This is a genomic window from Hathewaya proteolytica DSM 3090 (genome assembly GCF_900142225.1).
Taxonomy (GTDB): domain Bacteria; phylum Bacillota; class Clostridia; order Clostridiales; family Clostridiaceae; genus Hathewaya; species Hathewaya proteolytica.
In genome coordinates this window covers 100,384-124,219 of sequence record NZ_FRAD01000004.1, presented here as the reverse complement: position 1 = coordinate 124,219, position 23,836 = coordinate 100,384, and the positions used below count along the sequence as shown (strand labels likewise).

General features: G+C 35.9%; 25 protein-coding genes. 3 read left to right on the top strand and 22 right to left on the bottom strand.

Annotated elements, in window-relative coordinates:
• Window positions 1-29: 29 nt before the first annotated feature.
• The 6 genes from BUA73_RS02140 to BUA73_RS02115 form a co-directional block, all read right to left on the bottom strand.
• Entirely contained in the window at window positions 30-1,010 is a 981-nt protein-coding gene (locus tag BUA73_RS02140; RefSeq protein ID WP_072901814.1) for a cellulose binding domain-containing protein, read from the bottom strand.
• 558 nt (window positions 1,011-1,568) lie between these two features.
• Window positions 1,569-1,844 (bottom strand): hypothetical protein, encoded by a 276-nt coding sequence (locus BUA73_RS02135; RefSeq protein WP_143146963.1) that lies wholly within the window; start codon window positions 1,842-1,844, stop codon window positions 1,569-1,571.
• A 105-nt stretch (window positions 1,845-1,949) separates the two neighbouring features.
• Window positions 1,950-2,516: a YfaP family protein gene (locus BUA73_RS02130; protein WP_072901810.1), complete on the bottom strand. Its 567-nt coding sequence runs from the start codon at window positions 2,514-2,516 to the stop codon at window positions 1,950-1,952.
• A gap of 824 nt (window positions 2,517-3,340) precedes the next feature.
• The gene (locus BUA73_RS02125; protein ID WP_072901808.1) at window positions 3,341-4,621 is read right to left on the bottom strand and encodes a M14 family metallopeptidase; all 1,281 of its coding nucleotides are present in this window, start codon (window positions 4,619-4,621) and stop codon (window positions 3,341-3,343) included.
• Window positions 4,622-4,711: 90 nt separating this feature from the next.
• Window positions 4,712-5,734, bottom strand: a complete 1,023-nt coding sequence (gene tsaD / locus BUA73_RS02120; protein ID WP_072901806.1) for a tRNA (adenosine(37)-N6)-threonylcarbamoyltransferase complex transferase subunit TsaD — start codon at window positions 5,732-5,734, stop codon at window positions 4,712-4,714.
• Window positions 5,735-5,798: 64 nt separating this feature from the next.
• The gene (locus BUA73_RS02115; RefSeq protein ID WP_072901804.1) at window positions 5,799-7,049 is read right to left on the bottom strand and encodes a deoxyguanosinetriphosphate triphosphohydrolase family protein; all 1,251 of its coding nucleotides are present in this window, start codon (window positions 7,047-7,049) and stop codon (window positions 5,799-5,801) included.
• 117 nt (window positions 7,050-7,166) lie between these two features.
• Here BUA73_RS02115 and BUA73_RS02110 point away from each other — a divergent pair, with 117 nt between their 5' ends.
• Complete coding sequence (locus tag BUA73_RS02110; RefSeq protein ID WP_072901802.1) at window positions 7,167-8,519, top strand: MATE family efflux transporter; 1,353 nt, start codon at window positions 7,167-7,169, stop codon at window positions 8,517-8,519.
• Between the two features lie 66 nt (window positions 8,520-8,585).
• Here BUA73_RS02110 and BUA73_RS02105 read toward each other — a convergent pair whose 3' ends face one another.
• Both BUA73_RS02105 and BUA73_RS02100 read right to left on the bottom strand, forming a co-directional pair.
• Window positions 8,586-9,107 carry a nitroreductase family protein gene (locus BUA73_RS02105; protein ID WP_072901800.1) on the bottom strand — a complete coding sequence of 174 codons (522 nt, stop codon included), beginning with the start codon at window positions 9,105-9,107 and terminating at the stop codon, window positions 8,586-8,588.
• Between the two features lie 44 nt (window positions 9,108-9,151).
• Window positions 9,152-10,402, bottom strand: coding sequence for a methyl-accepting chemotaxis protein (locus BUA73_RS02100; RefSeq protein WP_072901797.1), 1,251 nt, complete (start codon window positions 10,400-10,402; stop codon window positions 9,152-9,154).
• A gap of 289 nt (window positions 10,403-10,691) precedes the next feature.
• On the opposite strand from BUA73_RS02100, the gene BUA73_RS02095 reads away from it, so the two are divergent.
• Both BUA73_RS02095 and BUA73_RS02090 read left to right on the top strand, forming a co-directional pair.
• Window positions 10,692-11,165 (top strand): C-GCAxxG-C-C family protein, encoded by a 474-nt coding sequence (locus BUA73_RS02095; protein ID WP_072901795.1) that lies wholly within the window; start codon window positions 10,692-10,694, stop codon window positions 11,163-11,165.
• A 26-nt stretch (window positions 11,166-11,191) separates the two neighbouring features.
• Window positions 11,192-12,130 carry a TDT family transporter gene (locus BUA73_RS02090; protein WP_072901793.1) on the top strand — a complete coding sequence of 313 codons (939 nt, stop codon included), beginning with the start codon at window positions 11,192-11,194 and terminating at the stop codon, window positions 12,128-12,130.
• Between the two features lie 49 nt (window positions 12,131-12,179).
• Here the strand turns inward: BUA73_RS02090 and BUA73_RS02085 are convergent, their stop codons facing one another.
• The 14 genes from BUA73_RS02085 to eutA all read right to left on the bottom strand — a co-directional run bounded on the left by BUA73_RS02085 (window position 12,180) and on the right by eutA (window position 23,832).
• A complete protein-coding gene (locus BUA73_RS02085; RefSeq protein WP_072901791.1) occupies window positions 12,180-12,647 on the bottom strand; it encodes a cupin domain-containing protein in 468 nt (155 codons plus the stop codon).
• Between the two features lie 38 nt (window positions 12,648-12,685).
• Complete coding sequence (eutH, locus tag BUA73_RS02080) at window positions 12,686-13,786, bottom strand: ethanolamine utilization protein EutH (RefSeq protein ID WP_072901788.1); 1,101 nt, start codon at window positions 13,784-13,786, stop codon at window positions 12,686-12,688.
• 35 nt (window positions 13,787-13,821) lie between these two features.
• On the bottom strand, window positions 13,822-14,367 hold the full coding sequence (locus tag BUA73_RS02075) for a BMC domain-containing protein (RefSeq protein ID WP_072901785.1): 546 nt from the start codon (window positions 14,365-14,367) through the stop codon (window positions 13,822-13,824).
• A gap of 30 nt (window positions 14,368-14,397) precedes the next feature.
• The gene (locus tag BUA73_RS02070; RefSeq protein WP_072901782.1) at window positions 14,398-14,670 is read right to left on the bottom strand and encodes a EutN/CcmL family microcompartment protein; all 273 of its coding nucleotides are present in this window, start codon (window positions 14,668-14,670) and stop codon (window positions 14,398-14,400) included.
• Between the two features lie 24 nt (window positions 14,671-14,694).
• Entirely contained in the window at window positions 14,695-15,459 is a 765-nt protein-coding gene (locus BUA73_RS02065) for a hypothetical protein (RefSeq protein ID WP_143146962.1), read from the bottom strand.
• An 11-nt stretch (window positions 15,460-15,470) separates the two neighbouring features.
• A complete protein-coding gene (gene pduL / locus BUA73_RS02060; RefSeq protein ID WP_072901776.1) occupies window positions 15,471-16,154 on the bottom strand; it encodes a phosphate propanoyltransferase in 684 nt (227 codons plus the stop codon).
• 36 nt (window positions 16,155-16,190) lie between these two features.
• A complete protein-coding gene (locus BUA73_RS02055; protein WP_072901773.1) occupies window positions 16,191-16,892 on the bottom strand; it encodes a hypothetical protein in 702 nt (233 codons plus the stop codon).
• A gap of 123 nt (window positions 16,893-17,015) precedes the next feature.
• On the bottom strand, window positions 17,016-17,300 hold the full coding sequence (gene eutM / locus BUA73_RS02050; RefSeq protein ID WP_072901771.1) for an ethanolamine utilization microcompartment protein EutM: 285 nt from the start codon (window positions 17,298-17,300) through the stop codon (window positions 17,016-17,018).
• Between the two features lie 59 nt (window positions 17,301-17,359).
• Window positions 17,360-18,841, bottom strand: a complete 1,482-nt coding sequence (locus tag BUA73_RS02045) for an acetaldehyde dehydrogenase (acetylating) (RefSeq protein WP_093426662.1) — start codon at window positions 18,839-18,841, stop codon at window positions 17,360-17,362.
• Between the two features lie 3 nt (window positions 18,842-18,844).
• The gene (locus BUA73_RS02040; protein WP_072901769.1) at window positions 18,845-19,393 is read right to left on the bottom strand and encodes a BMC domain-containing protein; all 549 of its coding nucleotides are present in this window, start codon (window positions 19,391-19,393) and stop codon (window positions 18,845-18,847) included.
• Window positions 19,394-19,404: 11 nt separating this feature from the next.
• Complete coding sequence (gene eutL / locus BUA73_RS02035; protein WP_072901768.1) at window positions 19,405-20,061, bottom strand: ethanolamine utilization microcompartment protein EutL; 657 nt, start codon at window positions 20,059-20,061, stop codon at window positions 19,405-19,407.
• Window positions 20,062-20,101: 40 nt separating this feature from the next.
• Complete coding sequence (gene eutC / locus BUA73_RS02030; protein WP_207649856.1) at window positions 20,102-20,983, bottom strand: ethanolamine ammonia-lyase subunit EutC; 882 nt, start codon at window positions 20,981-20,983, stop codon at window positions 20,102-20,104.
• A 24-nt stretch (window positions 20,984-21,007) separates the two neighbouring features.
• Entirely contained in the window at window positions 21,008-22,375 is a 1,368-nt protein-coding gene (locus BUA73_RS02025) for an ethanolamine ammonia-lyase subunit EutB (RefSeq protein ID WP_072901764.1), read from the bottom strand.
• Window positions 22,376-22,401: 26 nt separating this feature from the next.
• Window positions 22,402-23,832, bottom strand: a complete 1,431-nt coding sequence (gene eutA, locus BUA73_RS02020) for an ethanolamine ammonia-lyase reactivating factor EutA (protein WP_072901761.1) — start codon at window positions 23,830-23,832, stop codon at window positions 22,402-22,404.
• Window positions 23,833-23,836 lie beyond the last annotated feature (4 nt).

Here is a 23,836-nt window from a genome sequence, read left to right as displayed (position 1 = left end):
TTCAGTTGGAGTTAAAACTCCACTTGAAGCTAAGAATTCTGTTTATACGGACAATCAAATTTTAAGCTCCAATTGTTTATTGGTTCTTCTCCAGTGTTAGTTACAGTGATAAAAGTCTGGTATTCATCTTTTCTGTAGTTATTCACATCATACTCCATGGTATAACCATTACCTTGAGTATATATTTTCTCTTTTTGTATTAATCTTGAATCCGTAGGTTCTGTAACCACTTCATCTGTTCTAAATGTGCAACTTAACTGCACACAACTTCCTGGCTCTATATCTGCATTATCTACATGATTTGTTATGATATAACTGCCATCTTTACATCTCTGGTATCCACTTTCGTAAGTTTGCCATTCTCCATTGTATATTGCATAGATCTCATAAGGACTATTGAACTTTAAGCTCCAATTGTGTATCACCTTATCACCTGTGTTGGTTACGGTAATATTGTCCTGATATCCATTGGCTTCGTAATTGATAATGTGGTGGTCTATGGTATATCCTTCCCCTTCAATATTTAGCATACCGCTATGCAACAATTGAAATTCCGTAGGATCTACTACCCCATTATCAGATTTAAATGTGAAGCTTAGTTGTACACATCCTCCAGGCTCTATATTTGCATTCCGTCCTTGGTTTGGAATAAGATAAGTTCCATCTGAACATCTCTGGTATCCATTTTCATATGTTTCCCATGTTTCATTACATATAGCATCTATATTGTATGGTAGATTGAACTTAAGTTTCCAATTTTCTATGGTCTTATCTCCAGTGTTCGTTATCCAAATTTGTTCTTGGTATTCACCTATGTTGTAATTATCAACGTAGTACTTTATTTCGTACCCTTCCCCAGTAAAATGTGATGCATTTTCCGCTCCTTCACTTGCTTTTTGACCATTAATCTTGACTTCACCAGCGCTGGCTACTATAGTATTGCATAATGTCATCAACCCCATAACCAAAGTCAATACTAATGACATTAACTTTTTTGTACTGTGTTTCATTATACCACCCCTCATTTAATATTTTATTTAACATAATATTATTTAATAATTCATTTATTTAATAGTTCTGTTACAATTATTTATTTCTACATTTTATTCTGAATTCCTTTATTTCCTTAACACATTTTTCATGTTTTTTCTTATATTTATCTATTTTTCACAATAATCCTTCGCACTATATACATAAAGTCCTTTATTCTTTTTTAATTCATTGGCATTGCGGAAATGTTTAATTTTAAGATTCGATGATAAAAAATTATTTGAAAACGTAAAAGTTCCTCACATTGTTGTCATAAATCATCATGTGGGGAACTTGTAGTTTTTATTGTAAATACATTGATTTTGTGAAAAAATAGTTCATTACATCCTTTAAATCCTGATTATTACTTGAATACGATTCATGCTTTAAAGGTGCATATCCATCGATTAATTTCAAATGACCAGAACCATCTCCGAGAGCACAGTAATAATAATTTGTATCCTCTATCTTATTTGTTACTCTACCCTTAGGTAAGCTATTACATGTTAGTTTAATATCTGTTATTTTTTTTATTTTATCTAGAATTTCCTCAGTACTTTACCTTCGGTTTTAACCACGCTAATGCTTTCATCTCTCATACACTTTTGCAAGTATTCATCCTTGTTGGGTTCTATTAATAAGTGTATATCTGTCAAATCAATGTTTTTGATATCTCCGTGTCCATTTCTTATTGTTACAGTATGTTTTACTAGGCTATTTCCATAATACTGTTTTTCCTCATATGCAGCCATTATACCCGATAGATCCAATTGTACTTTTGAATAATCTTTAGTAGGTCTACTTGGGGTAGTCACTTATGGTTTTTTTATTTTTTCTTGCTTTTTGTTATTTAAAAGTATACACCCTATCAATAAACAACTCATTAGTATAATTGCTATAACCACTGATTTTTTCATTCATTACTCTCTTCTTATAACATCGTTTGACATATCATCAACTGGACATATAGTTCTAGTTGCACCGTTATATCTAAACACAGTCCAATATCTTCCCTCACCATCTGGGACATTAAATGTATATGCTGGATATGCCGAACCATTTACATACACTTTGACTGTAGCCCTTGATAAAGATAGCTTACTTTCATTGCTATAATTGTAAACATAAAAAGTATATGATCCTGATTTGGATTCATATATAGTTGTTGTTTCTGGTCCATATCCCGATGTATCATCAATATCTAACATACATACCAATTCCATATTATTATATACACTCTTATTTTGATAATATACATGTCCTTCTGATAGATTACTAAAATCACATAGCATGTGTGAATCTAAATCACGTGGTGTATCTCCCCATGACAAAACAACTCTAATCTGATTTTCCGATAACTCTGTTGATACCACTCCATTCTGTCCAGTAATAGATTTACTACCTAACACTTTTATATTTACAAATATGGAAATATACATCTTATTCTCATCAACAATTTCTACACAATAATTGCCACCTTTTAACATATCAAAAAAATAGTTTCCATCATAATCTGTTTCGGTGGTTTTAATTGTTTCTCCATAAATATTGTTAATTCCTCTTCTTATGTTTAATGTTAATTTTCCTCCTCAAGCTCTAACCTGTACTGCCTAGCATTTTCTATGTCCTTAACATACGTTCCATTTGACTCCGTCATAATGCTATCGCATTTGGTAAAGTCACTATCTTTTATTATCAGATTTAAATTTAAAACTTAACTGTACACATCCTCCAGCCTCTATATTTGCATTCCATCCTTGGTTTGGAATAAGATAAGTCCCATCTTTGCATCTCTGGCAGTAGGATAATGACCTCTGCCTTCGCTATGCTCGTCACAGATCTATTATCCCTTGCTGTGGGTAGTACTATCATTTTATTTAACAGAATATTATTTAATAACCTAATTCATAAACAGACTTCTTAGCTTCACGTGGAGTTTTAACCCCACGTTAAGGTTAGAAGTCGTTATCTAGGGGCGTGTCTGCTGTTAACTCCATTCTAATGAGGAGGGAGTTAACAACAGCTAGCCATCAGATAAAATAATTCTGTTATTATTAATTTCTACATTTTATCCTAAACTCCTTTATTTCTTTAACATATTTTTCATGTTTTTTCTTATATTTATCTATTTTTTACAATATTCCTTCACACTATATACATAAAGTTCTTTATTGTTTTTTAATTCATTGGCATTGTAGAATTGTTAAATTTAGCAGACAAGAGTGAATTGGGAAATTAAATATATAATAAGACCTCATGACAAATGGCATATAAAGCTGTAAATCATGAGGTCTTGCTTTTCATATCATCTTTATTCTGTTATTATAGCTGCTTCCATAAGAACTCCCGCGTTGTCTCTGTAAATTTCACAGATTTGGCTAAGGGGCAATGGATTTTTCCCTAATCCCACTTCTACAGTATATCCTGGCCTATTGAATTCCTTTATAAACCAATCTTTGTATCCTGCAAAAGATGTAATTCCAGTGGTTTCGCTTAAAGAGTAGCCACTAATTTTTGCAAAAGTCTCTCCTATTGGCAATGCCTCTTGTGGAGCTTCATCTAGATATTGCCAATATATAACTTCTCCTTGACTATGATAGGCGAGGACAAGCCTAAAATCATGTTCTCTTGTAAAGTTAACTAAATTGTTGCTCTCCGGTTCTGATTGTGGGTAAGGGCCTCCATATCTTGTAGGTCCAGGTCCAAATACTCCATAAGATTCTTCAGCTTTTTTTGACTCCTCAAAGGATGCGTCGTAATTATGATTTAAATCTACGCCTCTTATATTTGCACTCCATGTGGTGGAAAAATCTTTACTTCCTTTATTCCATTTAATTAGCTTATCATAATAAGGGTTGCTCTCCTCTACTCCATTGATGACAAGATCTACCCCATCTGGGTTCACCATGGGCACAATATACATACTAGCTTCGTTCCATATTTTTTCTGGCGAATACCCAAAAAACTCTTGTTTTTTGCTGTATACTTTTGAAAACTCCTCAATGAATTTCATTAAAAATGTAGATGTTATCCACTCAATGGCATGATGTGCTCCATTATATCCTACTTCTTTTTCACCTGTTCCCAATCTTAGGTAGTACATTTTTTTCCCAAGTACACTTTCTCCTATGGTTCCCACCTGAAGAAATGGGTATAGAACTTTTAGAGATTTTATGTTTCTCTCCAATACTTCATAGTCATATTTTACATCCGTAGGAACTATATTTATACCAGGGTAGGGTATTATCAGTTCCTGACCAATGGTTAATATGGAATCATCCTCTAGTTTATTAATCATTACAAGCTGCTGCAATGAAACACCATATTTTTCGCCAATGCCGCTCAGTGTATCCCCTTTTTCAACAGAGTAGATGAAATATCCATTTCTATACCTGTCTATGGCATCCATGGTGAGGTCATCTACGATTCCTGTATCTAAAAGTCCATTAGATTTTTGAAAATTTATAACTGCCTCCTTAGTCTTTGCTCCAAAAATCCCATCCACGGGCTCTTTGTAAAATTTTAGCTGTCTCAATATACTCTGTAGCTTACTAACCTTGTTTCCTCTGTCATTTTCCTTTAAAATAATCATTTTTCACTCCAAAAAAAGTACTCTATATTATTTTATACAGAGTACCTTGTTTTGTTGCCATAGCTATATTATTTTATTTAAATGAATTCTTTATCTCTGTCCTAATTTCAAATTTGGCATGGCATTTATCTTTAAGTCCGCAGTTCTTCCCTTTTCATATTCAAAATAAGCGGCACTGCCTATCATTGCAGCATTATCTGTGCAAAGTATTGGCGATGGGTATAATATTTTCACACCATTTTTCCTGCCAGCTTCATCTAAAGCTGCTCTAAGATGTGTATTGCAAGCAACTCCACCAGCTATAACTATTTTATCTGCTTTTCTCATGTTGCAAGCCTTCATGGCATTTGAAACCAGTACCTCTACCACTGCTTTTTGAAAGGATGCAGCCACATCTGCTTCAACTACTTTTTCCTGTTTCATCTCCATTTTATTGAGATAATTTAACACTGCAGACTTTACACCGCTAAAAGAAAAATCAAGGGTATCCTCGTCAAATTTTGCCCTAGGGAATTCTATAGCATTTTCATCGCCCTCATAAGATAATTTATCCACCTTTGGCCCACCTGGATAGCCAAGTCCAATGGCTCTTGCTATCTTATCAAAAGCCTCTCCAGCAGCATCATCTCTTGTCTGCCCAAGAACTTCAAATTCTCCATAATCTTTCATATAAACAATAAAAGTATGTCCTCCAGATACCACAAGGCATATGAAAGGAGGCTGTAAATCCTTGTGTTCAATGAAATTGGCACAAATATGCCCTTCTATATGGTTTACACCTATTAAAGGCTTATGCGTTGCATAGGCAAGTCCTTTTGCATACTGTAGTCCAACTAACAGTGCTCCCACAAGCCCTGGTCCGTAGGTAACTCCTATGGCATCTATATCTTTCAATTCAAGATTTGCATCCTTAAGAGCCTTCTCCACCACCACATTTATAGCTTCTATATGTTTTCGTGATGCGATTTCTGGCACAACACCACCGAATTTTTCATGTATATCAATCTGGGATGCTATAACGTTAGATAACATATTTCTTCCGTTTTCAATGACTGCTGCCGCCGTTTCATCACAGCTGGATTCTATGGCAAGTATTTTAAATGAATTTTCCATAAGATTTCCTCTCCTTACAATTGTGACTTATATAATTATAAACCACATAGTTGCAGTAATCAATTTAAAATGTCACTAGCTCTTCGAAACATTTTATAGCATAGCTATCCGTCATACCTGAAATATAATCAACTACAGATTGCATATAATCTTTTCGACTTTGAAGATTGCCATAGATTTTTTCGTTTTTATAGGTAGCTTGTTTCCCTCCACTCTTTCCATGCTGCTTATTTTCTTCTATATCACAATATTTTGTCAGCCAGTCTGCAAATCCTCCCATAAGTTCATTATAATATTTTTGATTTTTCCTTAAAATTAGCATGGTGCTTGTTGCCCCCTTTTCGTCATAGCATTGAAAAAGAGCCTTGAATAGGCTTTTAACTATTAAACTCGAATACTCATGAAAATATTTCATTCTTTCATTGCCATATATTACTCTATAGTTGAAAGCTTTTATATTTTTTATCATGGTCATAGTTTTATCGCTGAAAACTATTCCATTATCCGGTGAGCTGTGTTTTACAAGATCTGATATGAGTTCATGGATTACCTTAGATGTGTTTATATAACCTATATCACAAGGGGCAATTATATCATTAAGTTCTTTTAAATTTTCTCTAGATATTAGTCCTACATCTATGGCATCCTCTATATCCCTTCCTAGGTATGCTATTTTGTCCGCCACCTTCACAATGCAGCCTTCCCATGTATAAGGGTTAAATTGCCCCGGATTTTGAAAATCTATGAAATCTATGGCCTCTGCTCTAGGAAACAAGCCATTATCATCCACCTCACCACAATGGGATATTATGCCGTCGCGTACAGCATAGGTAAGATTTAAATTGCAATGTTCACCGTTACAATTTTCCAAAAGTTCTATTTTATCTACAAATCTCAGCCCATTTTTTTCATGCCAAAACCTTTCATCTGGAAACCCCTGTTCTCTGTACAACTCTTCTATAATTTTTTCACAGGTATGTCCAAAGGGGGCATGACCTAAATCGTGGGCCATGGCAATGGCTTTGGTGAGTTCAGTATTTAGCCCTAGTTCCCTGGCTATGGAATAACTGATGGATTCCACGTGGGCAACGTGCTCCATTCTTGTACATATATGATCGTTCTGAGTATTGAAAAACACCTGTGTTTTATGCTTTAACCTTCTGTAGGCAAGGCAATGGAGAATTCGAGTGTAGTCCCTGCCAAATTCTGTTCTTATATCATCCTGGCGATGGTATATAGCTTTTTCCCTTCCAATACAATGCTGCCATTTTTCATTATCTTTAGTCATGGCAACCTTAGCGAATTTATTACACATTTTCACACACCCCTTTTTCCTTGCATTTTATATAATATAATGGTATCTTAATAATGGTTTTATACATACCTACTATTTTATTATAGTATAATACTAAAAAAGAAAGAAGGAGTTATTATGAGACGAGCCAATGATTTAGGGAAAGATCCCATATGGTCCTTAGTTTTAAAGCTATCAATCCCTTCTATGATAGCTCAATTTGTAAATGTACTATACAGCATCATCGACCGTATGTACATCGGTAACATCCATGCTATAGGTGAGCTTGCACTAGCGGGAGTTGGAATCTGCGGTCCCATTGTAACGCTTTTATCGTCCTTTGGAACTCTAGTGGGCCTTGGTGGTTCTATTCTTATGGCCATGAAAATGGGTGAGGGAAATAGGAAAGAGGCAAAGCACATATTATCAAATTCCTTTTTAATGCTTACAGTATTATCCCTTATTTTAACAGTGATTTTTCTTCTTTTTAAGAATAAGCTGCTGTTTTGGTTTGGAGCTAGCAACGTAACCTTTGAGTATGCAAATACTTATATGACAATTTATACTCTTGGCACCTTCTTTGCTCTTATGGCTGTGGGACTAAATTATTTTATAACTTGCCAAGGATTTCCCACTATTTCTATGTTTACAGTGTTACTGGGGACAGTTACCAATATCATATTGGATCCCATATTTATCTTTGTACTCAATATGGGAGTTGCTGGGGCTGCCATTGCTACTGTCATCGCCCAAATATTTTCTTGTTCCTTTGCACTGTGGTTTTTATTTGGTAAAACTATACCTATAAAAATCACCTTTGGAAATTACTCTAAGAAAATCATGAAGGGAATTGTTAAAATAGGCGTTTCCCCTTTTTTAATATTGGCTTCTGACAGCATAATAATAATTTTAATGAATGCCATATTGAAACACTATGGTGGCAAAAATGGAGACATGCTTATATCCTGTGCAACTATTGTGCAAAGTTATCTTATGCTGGTAACTGGCCCAATGTTAGGTATTACCGGCGGTACTCAAGCAATTATAAGCTATAATTATGGAGCTCAAAATCACGATAGGGTGCTAAAGGCTGAAAAGTATATACTTATACTATGCGCCTCCTTTACCACTATTATGTTTGCGATTTCCCGTATTATCCCTCAATACTTTGTGGAGATTTTTACAAAGGAACCTGAATACATCAGCCTTTCAGTTTGGGGTATAAAAGCGTTTACTTTAGGCATTATTCCCCTTGCGGCACAGTATACCTTTGTAGATGGCCTAACAGCCCTTGGATGCACTAAAGCGGCATTATGCCTGTCTATGTTCCGTAAATCTGTATATGTAATTTCCACCTTCTTTTTGCCAATGTTCTTTGCCACAAGAAATGTTTTCTATGCACAGCCCATTGCAGACATGATAAGTACCGTGGTTAGTACAGTAACATATCTCCTATTATTTAAAAAACATCTTTATAGGAAAAGCTACTAAATTATATTTTAAAAATAGCCTTACAGATAATCCTCTACGGATACCATAAGGCTATTTTTTAATGCTTTATTTTACATATACAATGGCGTTTTCATTTCTTTCTTTGTCCTGAAGTTCTACCGCTGCATGACCTAGGGATAAGGTTGCCCACACCACATGATTTTCAGGGATATGGAAGGAATTTAAGATTTCCCTTATCTCTTCTCTATCACAAATAGTCTTAAGCTGATTTATCCAACATGAACCTAGATTTAGTTCTGTGGCCATGAGCATCATGTTTTCCATGGCACAAGCACAATCTGCAAGGCCGTTTGTATTGTCCTTTTCGTTAGAGACAAGAATTATAACTGGTGGATTGTACATATTGTACTCCTTTGTCATACCAAGAGCTGCTTTCATTGTCCCTGCTAAGTGTTGTATTTTTTCTCTATCTTGAACCACAGTGAACTGCCAGCTTTGTTTATTCATGCCTGTGGGAGCGTAAATGGCTGCTGTAAGTATTTCTTCTATAGCTTGTTTACTTACAGGCTCCTCTGTAAATGCTCTGCAGCTTTTGCGCTTCATAATATTTTCTAAAATTTTGTTCATAAAAACATCCCCTTATTTATTTAAAAATTTACTTATTTAATACTCTACTTCTTTAATGTTATACTATTTATTCTATCCTTTAATAAATCAGCTTGGCTTGTAAGTTCTTCACTTGCCGCTGCTGTCTCCTCTGAGGTAGAAGAATTGGTCTGAATTGTGGCAGATAACTGATCAACACCGTTTACAAGTTCATTGATGGATGTGCTCTGATTTTGTACGGCATCGCTTATCTCGTTTACGAGAATTGAAACCTGTTGTGCAGATTCCTTTACGTTGCCGATGGAATCCACTGTGCTGTCAAGAATCAATACACCATTTTTTACTGACTGTGATGATTTTCCAATTAAATCCACTATGTTTTTTGCTGCCTCTCCACTTTGATCTGCTAATTTTCTTATTTCATCCGCTACAACGGAGAATCCTCTTCCTGCATCTCCTGCTCTTGCTGCCTCTATGGCTGCATTTAATGACAAAAGATTTGTTTGCTCTGCTATATCGTTAATGGCATTTATTATATTGGATATTTCCTTTGATTTATCCTCTATGTCAGTCATTGCATCCACAAGAAGTTTTGTATTGTCAACGGTTTTCTGCAATTCACTTGCAGCTTCCATAGTTTTTCCATTAGCCTGCTTAGAGTTACTAGCTGTAACATTTGCCTGTTCTGATATTGTACTTAGAGTAGCGACTAATTCCTCTGCAAAACCAGCTTGCTCTGTAGATGATTCTGAAAGAACTTGAGCACTCTGTGCAATCTGCTCTGAGCCATTTGCCACTTCATTGGCTGCTGAACCAATATCAGACATAACTTCTGATAGTCCAGAAGTTATGTTTTTTATAGACTGAAGAATTTCATTAAACTGACCTACATAGGCTTCTTCATTATTAGATCTAACATCAAAATTACCCTCTGCCATTTCATTTAACATATTACTGATATCACTTATTATGGTTTTAAAAGTTTGAAAACCAACATCAAAATTTCTTGCCACCTTAACGATTTCATTGTTACCTTCATAGCTAATATCTACGTCAAAAACACCTTTAACCATATTATCTGCAGCTTTTTCCACTTGTTTTAAAGGTTCCATGATGGATGTTCTTATTGCCCTAGCTGCGAATACACAAGTTACAGCGAAGATAGAAATAGCCACTCCTACAACGATAAAGGCAATGGTAGGGTTCATTTTATATAAAAACATTCCGCCAAATACCGCTATTAATCCTATTACAGAGATAAATGCAAATGTACCTACAATTTGCTTTCTGATAGTTAATTCTTTAAACTTTTTCATAGTTATTCCTCCTAGTTATCTTTATCTCACAATCATATATTACTTTATCGTCATTTACAAAAAAAAATTAATATTAAATTTTAAATTTTTACTAGATTATAATAATAATTATAATATTAATTAACTTTTAATCAACTTCTTAACATCACAAGTATGTATTGTATTTTTCAATAAAAGTTAAGCTTTCTATTTGTATTATCTATAGATGTTATATAATTTTTTATTGAATGTAGGTGTAGTATTACTTATACTGTAAGTGTACAAAATATACTATTGGAGGTAAGAAGTTATGAATATTAAAAAAGAAGTTAGCGTAGAAAAAATAAGAAAGGATGCTGAAGAATTATTTAGAGGTGGTTTCTTCTGTTCTGAGGCTGTAGTAAGTGCTATAAGAAGCAACTTCGAATTGGATATTCCAGAAGAGGTTATAGCTATGGCATCTGGTTTCCCTGTTGGTATTGGTAGATCAAAATGTCTTTGTGGCGCTGTATCCGGTGGCGTTTTAGCTCTTGGTATTTTCTTCGGACGTACAAAGCAGGGAGATCCTAAGGTAGAGAAAAACCTAGCGGTTGCAAAGGAATTACACGATTATTTCAAAGAAAATAACGGGAAAAATGCTCTATGTTGTAGAATACTTACAAAAGAATTTGATATGGGTGCTGGCGAGCACAAAGAACAGTGCATAAGATTCACTGGCATGGTTGCTGCAAAAGTAGCTGAAATAGTTATAAGAGAGCTTAGCTTAACAAATCTTGATGCATAATTTTATATAAAAATAGGAGAAATACCATGAAAAAAATTATACAAGCTATTCCAATACCTTTTGCAGGGGTTATTTTAGGCCTTGCTGCCCTCGGAAACTTACTTCAAAGCTATTCGGAGAGTTTAAGGCTTGCCTTGGGCATTATGGCAATGATTCTAGCTATAGCATACATATTTAAAATTGTTGTCTGTCCGAGCTCCATAAAGGAAGAAATGAAAAATCCTATTATGGCCAGTGTGGCAGGAACATTTCCTATGAGCCTAATGCTTATTTCTGTGTATTTAAAGCCATATATGGGTTCTTTAGCAGTGTATTTGTGGTTTTTTGCCATAGGGCTCCACTGTGCCCTTATACTTTACTTCACATGGAAGTTTATTTTGAAATTTGACATAAAAAAAGTTTTTGCTAGCTACTACATAGTCTACGTTGGTATAGCAGTAGCGGGAGTGTCTGCACCAGCATTTAAGATGCAAAATATCGGAAGAATGTCTTTTTATTTTGGACTAGCTTCTTTAATTGTTTTACTTCCTGTTGTCACATATAGGCACATGAAACTCAAGGCGATTCCAGAGCCAGCAGCACCATTATTCTGCATATTTACAGCACCTGCTAGCCTTTGCCTTGCTGCCTATACTCAATCCTTTGCAACAAAAAATATCACCATGATTTACTGTTTACTAGCACTATCACTTTTAATATATTTAGTTGTGTTAGTAAAGTTGCCAAGCTTTTTAAAGCTTAAATTTTATCCAAGCTGTGCCGCTTTCACTTTTCCATTTGTAATCAGCGCTATTTCTACAAAGCAATCTATGAAAGCTTTAGCTACTATGAAAAGTCCACTGCCAGTTTTAAAATATGTGGTACTGGTGCAAACTATTATAGCTACTGTGCTTGTTGCTTACACTTTGGTTAGATTTATCATGGCAATTTACAAAAATAGTACAATAAAAACTGTGGAAAAATAGTAAGTAAAAAGACTGTGGATATTATGTATCCACAGTCTCTTCTTTTTTTCTATTGTTGTTCCGCCCAGTTTGCTGGATATACTACGTATATGAATTTTGCATGATTAGGGGCACAGAACTTAATCTTGCTGTTTTTAGGAATCAACATTATGTCACCTTGATTTCCCACAACTCTTCTGCCATCTATCTCAATTTCAAGGGTTCCTTCGATGATGTAATCAACTTCATCATATTTAAGTGTCCAGTCAAATTCTGTTTCCTTCATTTCCATGACTCCACAGCCAAGACGTGGACTTTCTTCTGTTGAAAATACATCTTTTAGATATACTTGGTCGCTTTCTTTGCCTGTATCGAATTTCTCCACCTTTACTGTGTTTGTCCGAACTGCCATGATGCCACTTGGATCTATCTGTCTCACCATTTCATCTTGGCCTTTGCACTGTCCAGACTTGCCAAGCTTTTCTTCTATTATTCTTCTTATAATCTGTTCTAATGCCTTTTCATCTATATTCTGCATATGTTATTCACCTCACACCTTTCTACAATGTCTATTTATTAAGCTTCTGCACTAGCTTCTACCTTGGGGTTTTTAGGGGTGATAATGCTTGCCAATACTACAGCTACAATACCTGTTACAAGCTTTGCAATAATCATAGCAGAAATCATACCCTTGTCCACTCCTGCTGTAAATCCAAGATGGTCACCTAATACAAAGCTAGCACCTACTGCAAATGCCACGTTTATTACCTTTCCTCTATCATCCATATCTTTCATCATTCCGAACATTGGGATGTTGTTTGCTAGTGTTGCTATCATACCGCCTGCAGCCACATCATTGATGCCTAAAAGTCCACCAACTTTCATAAGTGGTTTGCTGAATACTTTTGTTATAACGTAAACTAGTGGAAGTGCTCCTGCAAGTACTATAGCGATATCGCCAACTACAGATATACCATCGCCGATTGGCTTCATACCTGGGATTATTACTAATCCTGTTAGTTTCTCTATTATAGCTGCGGCAAGACCCACTGTGATTATTGCTGTAACACATTTACCAAATATAATAAAACCATTTATTATTGCCTTTGGTGCTTTCCAAAGACCTAATGCTATTAGAACTGCAAAAATTATGATTGGTACTAAATTTATAAGGATAGTTCCCACTGGAAGTCCCTGTACCAGTCCTCCCACAAAACATCCTACTGGAATAGCTATCATACCTGCTAAAATACCCTTTGCAAGGAATGGGCTATCTTCTTTCTTGATTATACCAAGAGATACTGGTATACTGAACACTACTGTGGCACCCATCATACTTCCAAGAATAAGTCCTGCAAATCTTGCCACTTCTGGATTTGTACCCATAGTTTTGGCAAGCTCATATCCTCCCATGTCATTGGCAAGGATTGCCGCTGCAAACATGGCTGGATCCGCACCTAAAAACTTTGCTATAGGTGTTACCACCGGTTGTAATACATTTGCAATAACTGGTGCTAAGCATATTACACCCACCATAGCTGCTGCAAGAGCACCCATAGCCATAAGGCCCTCGTCAAATTTTTCACCTAAACCAAATTTGTTGCCTATAACTTTATCTAAAGCACCTAAGGCCATGAACACAACCATTATATAAATAATAATATCGTTAATACCCATTAAAGCTACCACCTTTCAGATCTTTACACAGATCTCTATATAGATTTTAATAATTCTTCGCTAGGAGCTGGAATTACAGATATATTTATTAGCTTATTTCTTCCTATGTTTTTTAAAGCGTAATCCACAGCTTCTTGTACATTGCTGAGTTCACTGGAGATTATAAAATAACCTTTTCCACCTACCAGGTTTCCTGGCACAAATTTTACAAGGTTTACGTTGCAATATTTCAAAATACAGTCTAAATACTTTATGGAATAAGCTACTGAAGAATGTTCAACAATACCAATGGCTTTACTAATTTTTTTCGATATATATTTTTTTGAAATGCTGTTTATTATATCTTCATGGGGGTTAGTTATAATAAAATTTGAAAGAACATGCTTATCTTCTATGTGATTTACTTCATTTAATGCCATTTCCACATCTGCCACATATCCCGTTAATGCAATAAGAAATTTACCTGGACAGATACTTTTACACATAATCACATCTAAATCAGCTATCTTTAACATTCTATCCGCGATTTCATATCCCTTTGATACGCTGCTTAACTCTACAATTGCCAAAGCATCCCTCATATAGTTCACCTCCATATGCTGTATTCTAAGTTATTCCTGTATGTCTACAGAGTCTATTATACCTACAATGGCTGCATCTAGGGGAGCTTCTCTTCTAACGGAAACTCTAGCTGCTCCGCCCGTAGCTATAAGGACTTTATCGCCAATTCCTGCACCTATTATATCTGCTGCAACTATGGCATCTGATTTGTGTATTTTGTCCTTATCTGAATCACAAGGTACAACTACCATTAACTTCAAGCCCTCAAGTTTTTCATCTTTTTTTGTAGCCCATACATTTCCAATTACCTCACCAATAAACATAACAACGCCTCCAGTTACATTAAATCATAATTTACGCAATAAAGATATTTTGTTTCTTCTCACAAAGTCCATGGCAAGTGGTGTAAAAATCGCCTTTGCATCAATGCTTACTGATTTGATACCACTATATGATGCCTTTTTAAGCTCACCTTCACATATAACTTTTTTGTCAGTAAGGTCATAAATATTATTTTCTTCTTTTGCTTCTTCTTCTATAACTTTTTTATCTTCAGTTCTCTTTTTTCCAATTTCACTCAAAAGATTACTTTCGTTTACAAAATCCACGCCAAAAGATTGAAGGACTTTTTCATAAGTTCCGTACATATTATAGAAATTGTGATTGCAAGTGTTTTTATAATCCTTATACTCAACACCTTCGTTTATCACATATATTCTTTTGCCTTTAAGTATAGCATGGGAAATATACATTTCTCTACAGTCGCTTATTATTCCCAAGGAAATATTGGCAAGTTCTTTATTGCTAAGCCCATACACAACTAAATTCTGACACTGTTCTACAGCTTCCTTGCAATGGCCACACTGTTCACAGTTAAGGTCTATATTTTCACAGCTAGTGACAACATTGAATTTCTGTAAGCAGATTTTGTCTATAAGCTCCTCTGCTTTTCTTTCTTTGTATTGTTCCCTTGGCTTAAGAAAAAACACCTTATGGTCGCAGTTGCTTTTCTTTATATTTTCATCCTTAAGGAGTTGTAATACTCTTCTCATCACTTCGTCTGTGACACTTTGTATTAACTCTTTGTTGTCTGTCAATATTTTATTTTCCACAAGATCACCCGCTATTTTACAATTTTCCCTCTCATATTCTTCAAATAACCACATCCGTTGGCTTCATCGTAATCAAGGTGCATGGCTGTATTATAATCTGGGCTTACCCTTACGATTACATTGTCAAATATAAGGCTTCTTTCCTCACATCCTACTCTCACCATGACTTTTTCCTTATCCTCTACATTAAATTTTTTAGCATCTTCAGGAGTCATGTGTATATGTCTTTTGGCAACTATAACACCTTTGGACAAGGATACCACATTTTTGCCAGCCACCAATATGGCACTTTCACTACCCTCAATATCTCCTGACATTCTAACTGGGGCTTTAAGTCCTATACCTACTGCATCTGTCAGGGAAAGTTCCACCTGAGTTTCTTTTCTTACAGGCCCAAGCACTGACACTTTACTAAGAACTCCCTTAGGTCCAATAACCGTTACTTTTTCTTCGCAAAGGTACTGTCCTGGCTGTGAAAGTTCTCTAACCTGTTTTAGTTCATATCCCTTACCAAATAGCATTTCAACGTGCTCTTTGCATAAATGAACGTGCTTACCAGAAGCCTCTACAAGAATACTGTCCTCATCTTCCTTATTATTATCACATACATGGCAATGGGACTTAGATTTTTCACCTATCCTTTTTACAAGTTCATCCACTATTAAGTCTATATTATTTTCATACTCCGATTTCATGTTTTCACCACCCTTACCTGTTGCTTAACCACTTTTTTATTTGTTTTCACTGAGAATTTTGCACATTAGAACATACACATAGCTACTAAGCCTATTCAAAGCTTTTATGATGTCCTCCCTTGCAATTTCTTCTCCATTTCTGAGTGCCATCATGGCTATAACTTCTGCTTCTCTAACCTGGGTTCTTATTTCATTTACTGCAGCGAAAATCTCTCCATATTCATAGCTTGGATACCAAATATGATCCACGCCAAAGTACTTTTTAGGATTGTGAGACATAAGCCTTATTTCATCAAAGCTATAGCCCATAACATTATTATCTTCTATAGCTTCCTTCATTATTTCAGCTATCATAATCTTTCGCTCATACTCTAAAATAGACTGCAAATCCTTTGTTATATGGCTTTTACCAGCTTTGTGCGCCATTACTTGTGCACTTAATGTCTTTGCCTGAAGTGAATCCAGCTTTCCTCGCAACTTAATAATAGGGTGATCTTTATATGCAAGTTCTGTTCCATAAAGCGCTGTCATGAATTCAGGTTTTTTAAAAGGTTTACTTTCCTTCTTCTTTACCTCCACCGAAGTGTCAGCTTTTTCACCTACTGTAAGCTTTATATTCCTCTCCTGAAGATATTGTTTTGCTGAAGGCGTTATTATTACCCCCTTCTCCACTGTAAGCTCTTTTATGTCGGAATTTTTTAGCTTTGCTCTTAAATTATATTCAGTTAACACACCCATATTTTCACATCCTATCATAAACAAAATGGACAGCAAAGTGATGACACAGTGATGTTTTACCACATTCAGCCACTAAGCTATCCACTTTAACTTAAGGTATTATTAAACTATTTTATGCAATTGTTACTCAGTTACCTTTGGTAATACTATTTCAACATCTGTATGTGGTCTTGGAATTACGTGAACTGATACTAATTCTCCAACTCTTTCAGCAGCAGCTGCACCTGCATCTGTTGCAGCCTTAACAGCTCCTACATCTCCTCTTACCATTACAGTTACAAGACCAGCACCTATTGTTTCTTTGCCGATAAGTTGTACATTTGCAGCCTTTACCATAGCGTCAGCAGCTTCTATAGCCCCTACTAATCCTTTAGTTTCAATCATTCCTAATGCATTCATGTTTGCCATTTTTTATTCCTCCTAAGAATCCATTTAAAATTTTATATATTTTTATTTGTAATCGCAAATTATTTTGCAAGTTTCTCCATTAGTTTTTCTAAAATAGCTTCAATTAATTCATCTGAGATCTTAGCTTCTGTGACAGGCTTAGAACAACTTTCCATTGTGCAAGGAGATGCCTTTCTTATATCCTCAAGTTCTCTAATACCATAGGCAACTTTTTTAATGTTTATAAGATCCATTGGACCAACGTTGGCTGATGTTGAACTTCCACCTATGGCACCGCAGCCAAGTGTTAATGCTGGAACAAGGTTTGTTGTTCCACCTATACCACCTAAAGCTCCTGGTGTATTTACAAGCATTCTAGATATTGGTTGCTTTAGTGCAAACTTTCTTATGACATCTTTATCTTCGCAATGAACAACTACAGTATGACCTTTGCCTTCATTCATTAGAATTTCAACACATCTATCACAAGCTGATTCCATATCCTTCTCCACATAAAAAGCTAATATTGGGGTAAGCTTTTCCCTGGAGTATGGATTATCTTTGCTTACAGTAGTTTCTTCAGAAATAAGCACTCTTATACCCTTTGGTATATCAAGACCTGCAAGCTTTGCCAATGTTTCTACGCTTTTTCCAACTATGGCTGGATTCATTGTTCCGTTGGCTCTTAAAATAAAGCTGCCAAGTTTCTTTGATTCTTCTCTATTTAAGAAGTAACCGCCTTGAGCTTGTACTTCTAACATTACCTTTTCTCTCATACATTCCTCAATAACAATGGATTGCTCCGATGCACAAATTACACCATTGTCAAAGGTCTTGCTATGAAAAATTCTCTTTACTGCCATCTTTACATCTGCACTTTTGTCTATATATGCAGGGCCATTGCCTGGTCCAACTCCTATGGCTGGATTTCCTGAACTATAGGCCGCCTTTACCATGGCTTCTCCACCAGTGGCAAGTATAAGGGCTGTATCCTTATGTTTCATAAGCTCTTGTGTTCCTTGCAGTGTGGCAATAGAAATACATTCTATAATGCCATCTGGTGCCCCAGCTTCTTTCGCAGCCTTTTTAAGTATCTTTACCGTTTCCAATATACATCCTTGTGCACCTGGATGAGGTGATACAACTATGGCATTACCTGATTTTAGAGAAATAAGAGTCTTGTATATGGTAGTAGAAGTTGGGTTTGTAGATGGAATTATACCAGCCACAACACCTACAGGTACTGCCACATCCATGGTGCTTTTCTCCTGATCCTCAGCTATTATGCCTACAGTTTTCATATCTTTCATGCTTTCAAATACAATTTTACTAGCAAATAAATTTTTTATAACCTTATCTTCCCATATACCAAAACCAGTTTCTTCATTGGCCATCTTTGCCAATTTTATAGCTTGGGCTTCTGCAGCCTCTGCCACAGCCTTTACTATTCTATCTACTTGTTCCTGGGAAAAGTTTTTGTATTCTTCCTGAGCTTTCTTGGCTCTTGCTATACAACTTCTTACGTCTTGTATAGACATAAGATCTTTATCTAAAGTATTCAACTATTAACACTTCCTTTCCACAACCTCAAGTATGGCTTCTATAAGCTCATCTTTCCTTGCAAATTTAATCTGCTTTTTTGTAAGATTTGTTATTACCATTCTTGCAATGGTACGAAGCTGTAAAACTTTCATACTTTGAAGGTCTTCCCTTGTATATACCGAGGATTTTTCGCAAACTTTTTGAAGATCTTTATCCTCTTGAAGCTCTTTACTTTCTTTAAGTTCTTTATTTTCCTCAGTGTCACAACACTTATCTTCTTGTAATTGCTCCTTTGCTTTGGGCATGTTGTCACTTAATATAAATTCCATATCCTCTGCAGTTTTTGCAATTACATGGGTAGCTCTAAGTGTTCCTATTCTCTCCACAGCCATCGCTGCAGTTTCTACTGCTACCCTCACAGCCTCAACTTCGCCAGTAAGTTTTACTGTCACTATACCACCGCCGATGCATTCGCAACCTATTACTTCAACATCGGCAGTTTTTAGTGCCACATCAAGACCTTCAATGGCACACACAAGTCCCACAGTCTCAATTAAACCTAGTGAATTCATATTATATTAACCTAAAAATCAGTTGGATTAGCTGCTACAAATTTTACTGCATCTGCAAAAGCATCGCATGCTGCCTTACAGGCTGACTGGCTTCCTGTTAGCAACGCTCCTCCAAAGTTTGTTTCTGATGGAGGTCCAAAGAAACATTTCATATCTACTGAAGCGGCCTTCATAGCTGCATCAAGAGCGTACATTGCTTCCATTGGTGGAGCTATAAGATATGCAATGGCTTCTCCCTCTGTTATACCGCACTGCTCTGAAAGATAAGAACCAGTTCTCGACACGCAGTAAGCATAATATGGTATTGAACCGTCTTCATTTGCCATTCTGAAAGTTGCAACTCCACTTTCAATGAAATCAACTATGGCATTTAATCCACTTCTTACTTCTGCAGGTGATGGTCCTGAAATTATACCTATAACTTCACCTGCAAGCTTTGTACTAGCATTTCCCGCACCGCCATAAAAGGATCTTGCATAAACAACTTTTACGTCAGAAGCCTTTGTAGCTTCATCCAAGGCTGTATATGTTACATCATCGCAATCAGCTGTGATCATACCAATGCTCTTATGATTTGGATCTAAATTAAACTGTTTCACCATATCAGGGTTTACATTTGGTATCATTTTAACACTTAATATATTAACTGGAATTTGTTCACCTATCATTGACTATTCCTCCTAGTGATTTTTCACATATTCTAAGAAATTAAAGCTTTAAATCTACTCCGCTTGCTTTAGCTTCTAACATCTTCTTTATTATTTCTGCTAGATGAGCTCCAGCTTCAACGGCAGGAGTACCACCCTTGTGTATATTTGACAATACTGTTCTTCTTGATTCTGGCATACCAACTGTTCCCTTGTAAGTGATGTATGCACTCATACTTTCAGCTGTCACAAGCCCTGGTCTTTCACCAATAAGTACACATGTAACATCTGCACCAGTTATTTCAGAAATCTGGTCCATAACTGCAACTCTTCCAAGTCTCACAAAGAAAGGAGTTCCTGCATCAATGCCATAAGCTTTAAGTCCCTGTAATAATGCTGGCAATACATCCTTTACATTAGCTGCAATAGCAGTGGAGCTAAGCCCGTCAGATACGTATACCTGAACTGTAGGATTCATCTTACAGTTTTCCTTAATCATCTTAACAGCTTCATCATCAAGTTTTCTTCCAAGGTCTGGTCTTGTCAAATATTCATCCTTATCCTTGCACATAGTCTGTACTGAGAAGAATCCCATTTCTTTTATCAATTCCTCTGGAACGTCTGAGAATACTGCATCCTGAGCTACTGCATGGTCAGCTCTAAATCTTATCATTGTTTCAGTCTTATATCTTCCGCCAGCTCTTCCCACACCAAGTCTCGCTGGAGTGTACTGCTTCACCTTCATATATGCATCTCTGTCTTCTGGATTTTCTACTAATAACAATTTTTTTAAATCAACTTCTAATGGATCAGGTAACACTTCATCACTTACTTCAGTTACAGAGCTCACTGCAGCTTTCACAGCTTCCTCAGTATTTCCGCCCTTTCCTGCCATCTCAACTAATACCTGTTCAACTAATTCCTTTAAGTCCTTTTCTGACAACATTTATATTCACACCCTTTTAGATTATTTGTTTAGAAATACAGATGCATCTCCAGCCTTAGCTGTCAACTTACCATTCTCGTAAATTCCCATTTTCTCTAACCACATTTCAAATTCTTTTATTGGTCTAACACCTAAAGAATCTCTAACAGCAACCATTTCATGGTATCCGCTTGACTGGTAGTTTAGCATGATGTCATCTCCGTGAGGAATACCTATAAAGTAATTACATCCTGCATTGGTAAGAAGTATAGCTAAGTTTTCTAGGTCATTTTGATCAGCTTTCATGTGGTTTGTATAACATACATCAACACCCATGGATATACCTGTAAGCTTGCCCATAAAGTGATCTTCAAGACCTGCTCTCAATACCTGTCTTGCATCGTAAAGATATTCTGGTCCTATGAATCCAACAACTGTATTAACCATAAATGGGTTATATTTTTTTGCAAAACCGTAACATCTTGCTTCCATAGTAAGCTGGTCTGAATTATGGTGTGCGTTAGAAGATAACTCGGAACCCTGTCCAGTTTCAAAATACATAACGTTTGGACCTGCTCCTGTTCCTTCCTTTAGCATTAAATCCTGTGCCTCTGAAACTATGGCTGCACTCAATCCAAAGGCTTCATTACCCTTCTGTGAACCTGCAATACTTTGGAATATCATATCCGCAGGAGCACCCTTTCTTACAGCTTCCATCTGTGTAGTAATATGTGATAACACGCATATTTGAGTTGGAATCTCAAATTTATGTTTTATTTCATCAAACTTCTTTAAAACTCTTGTAGTACTAGCTACGGAATCATCAACTGGATTCAATCCCATAAGTGCATCTCCTGCACCGTAAGATAAACCTTCAAACAATGAAGCTACAATACCATCTACATCATCTGTAGGGTGATTTGGCTGCAATCTTGAAGCTAAAATTCCTCTTCCACCTATAGTTGTGTTACAGTGAGCTGTAACTACTATTTTTCTTGCTCCAACTACAAGATCCATGTTGGACATTAACTTTGTAACAGCTGCTATAACTTCTGCAGTTAATCCTCTTCTTATTCTTGCAATATCAGCGCCTGTTGTGTTTTCATCTAGAATCCACTCTCTAAGATCTGAAATTGTCCAGTTTTTGATTTCACCATAAATTTTTTCATTTACGGCATCTTGAATTATTCTTGTTACTTCATCTTCTTCGTAAGAAACAACAGGATTATTTCTTACATCTCCCACTGTCAAATGGCTCAAAACATATTTTGCAGCAACTCTTTCTTCTGAACTACTTGCAGCAACGCCTGCTAGGATATCTCCTGATTTTTCTTCATTAGCCTTTGCTAAAACTTCTTTTACCGATTTGAATTCGTATAATTTACCACCAAATTTAGCTTTTAATATCACTTCAGTCACCTCTCTGAATATATTTTCTATGAATTGAATACCAGTGTCTTTATAACCACAGGAAGAACTTGTCCATTTGCTAGGGGCTTTCCAATGTCGATGTAGTCACCATTTTCAACTCTTATACTATCAATACAAACCACCTTTACTCTATTTTCAAGTTGTCTATGTATTGTTTGTCCCAAAACCTTTGCAATATCATTTTCCACAATGATAAACAATGGAAAATTCTTATTTATCAATTCCTCCATGCCCTCTACCAAAGACTGAGCTAACTGCTGAATCTGTAAAAAAGAGGGGCTTTTCATTCCATTTAATGCGATGGCCACACTTTGAACTTCATTTTCAAGTTGAAACCACTTAAGCTTTTCCTTTATACCATCTTTAATTCCCTGAAACCCTGCATTCTCATCCTGTGATGATAACTTAAGGATGGGAAGGTTTTTAACTGGAAAAATATCTTCAGTATAAGTTATAGTACTTCCACTTATATCCGTAGTATGAGATCCTGCCCCAACCACTGTGGCTCTTATGGTTTCAGCTGCTGGTGCGAGTTTCAATTTCTTAGTTAAAATTGAGTTTTTTATTTCCTCTCCTAAAAGAACGCCTATATCTCCATATTTAAAATAATCACTGTGCTCAGTTCCATATACATAGTCAGCAACTCCACCGGAAAAAGTTATATAATCTATATTAAAATCCTTAATACCTTTGTTGGTTATTATCATTTCATACATTTCTGTTTTTGGTAAAATACCCACTGACTCTGCCATAAGTTTAGCCATTTCTCTGGCTATTGGCCTCAACTTATTTACTTCTGCCATTTCACCTTCGCTAATCTCTATGCCTATGCTAGCTGCAAGTTTTTTAATTTTAGAAGCTATATAAGTAATTTTTTTACTATCTTTATCTATCTTTATAAGCCTTCCACCTATATCTAGACACCCTGTATCTAGTGTTTCGCCGTGTTTGAACACCACTAAATTAGATGTGCCTCCACCAATATCAATATTTACAACGGTACACATTTTTTCTTTTGATATTTTATCTGCCCCTGCTCCCTTTCCAGCAATGATTGACTCAAGGTCTGGTCCGGCAGTGGCAACTACAAAATCTCCTGCAAAACCACTTAAGGTATTTAACACCTCACTGGCATTTTCTTTTCTTGCAGTTTCTCCTGTTATAATTACAGCGCCTGTCTTTACATCCTTAGGTAAAACTCCTGCCTTTTTGTATTCTTTTTCTACTATTTCTCTTACCTTTTCACTGTCTATAGTTGTTAAATTCTTTAAGGGGGTAAAGTTAATTTCACTTCTATATATAATCTCTTTATCAACTATAAGTATCCTAGGAACAGTAAAGCTGCTCGCCGTGTTTTCAATGGTTATATTGCTAAAGACAAGTTGAGTAGTAGATGTTCCAATATCTATTCCAGCACTTAAGATCTTCTCTCTCAATGCA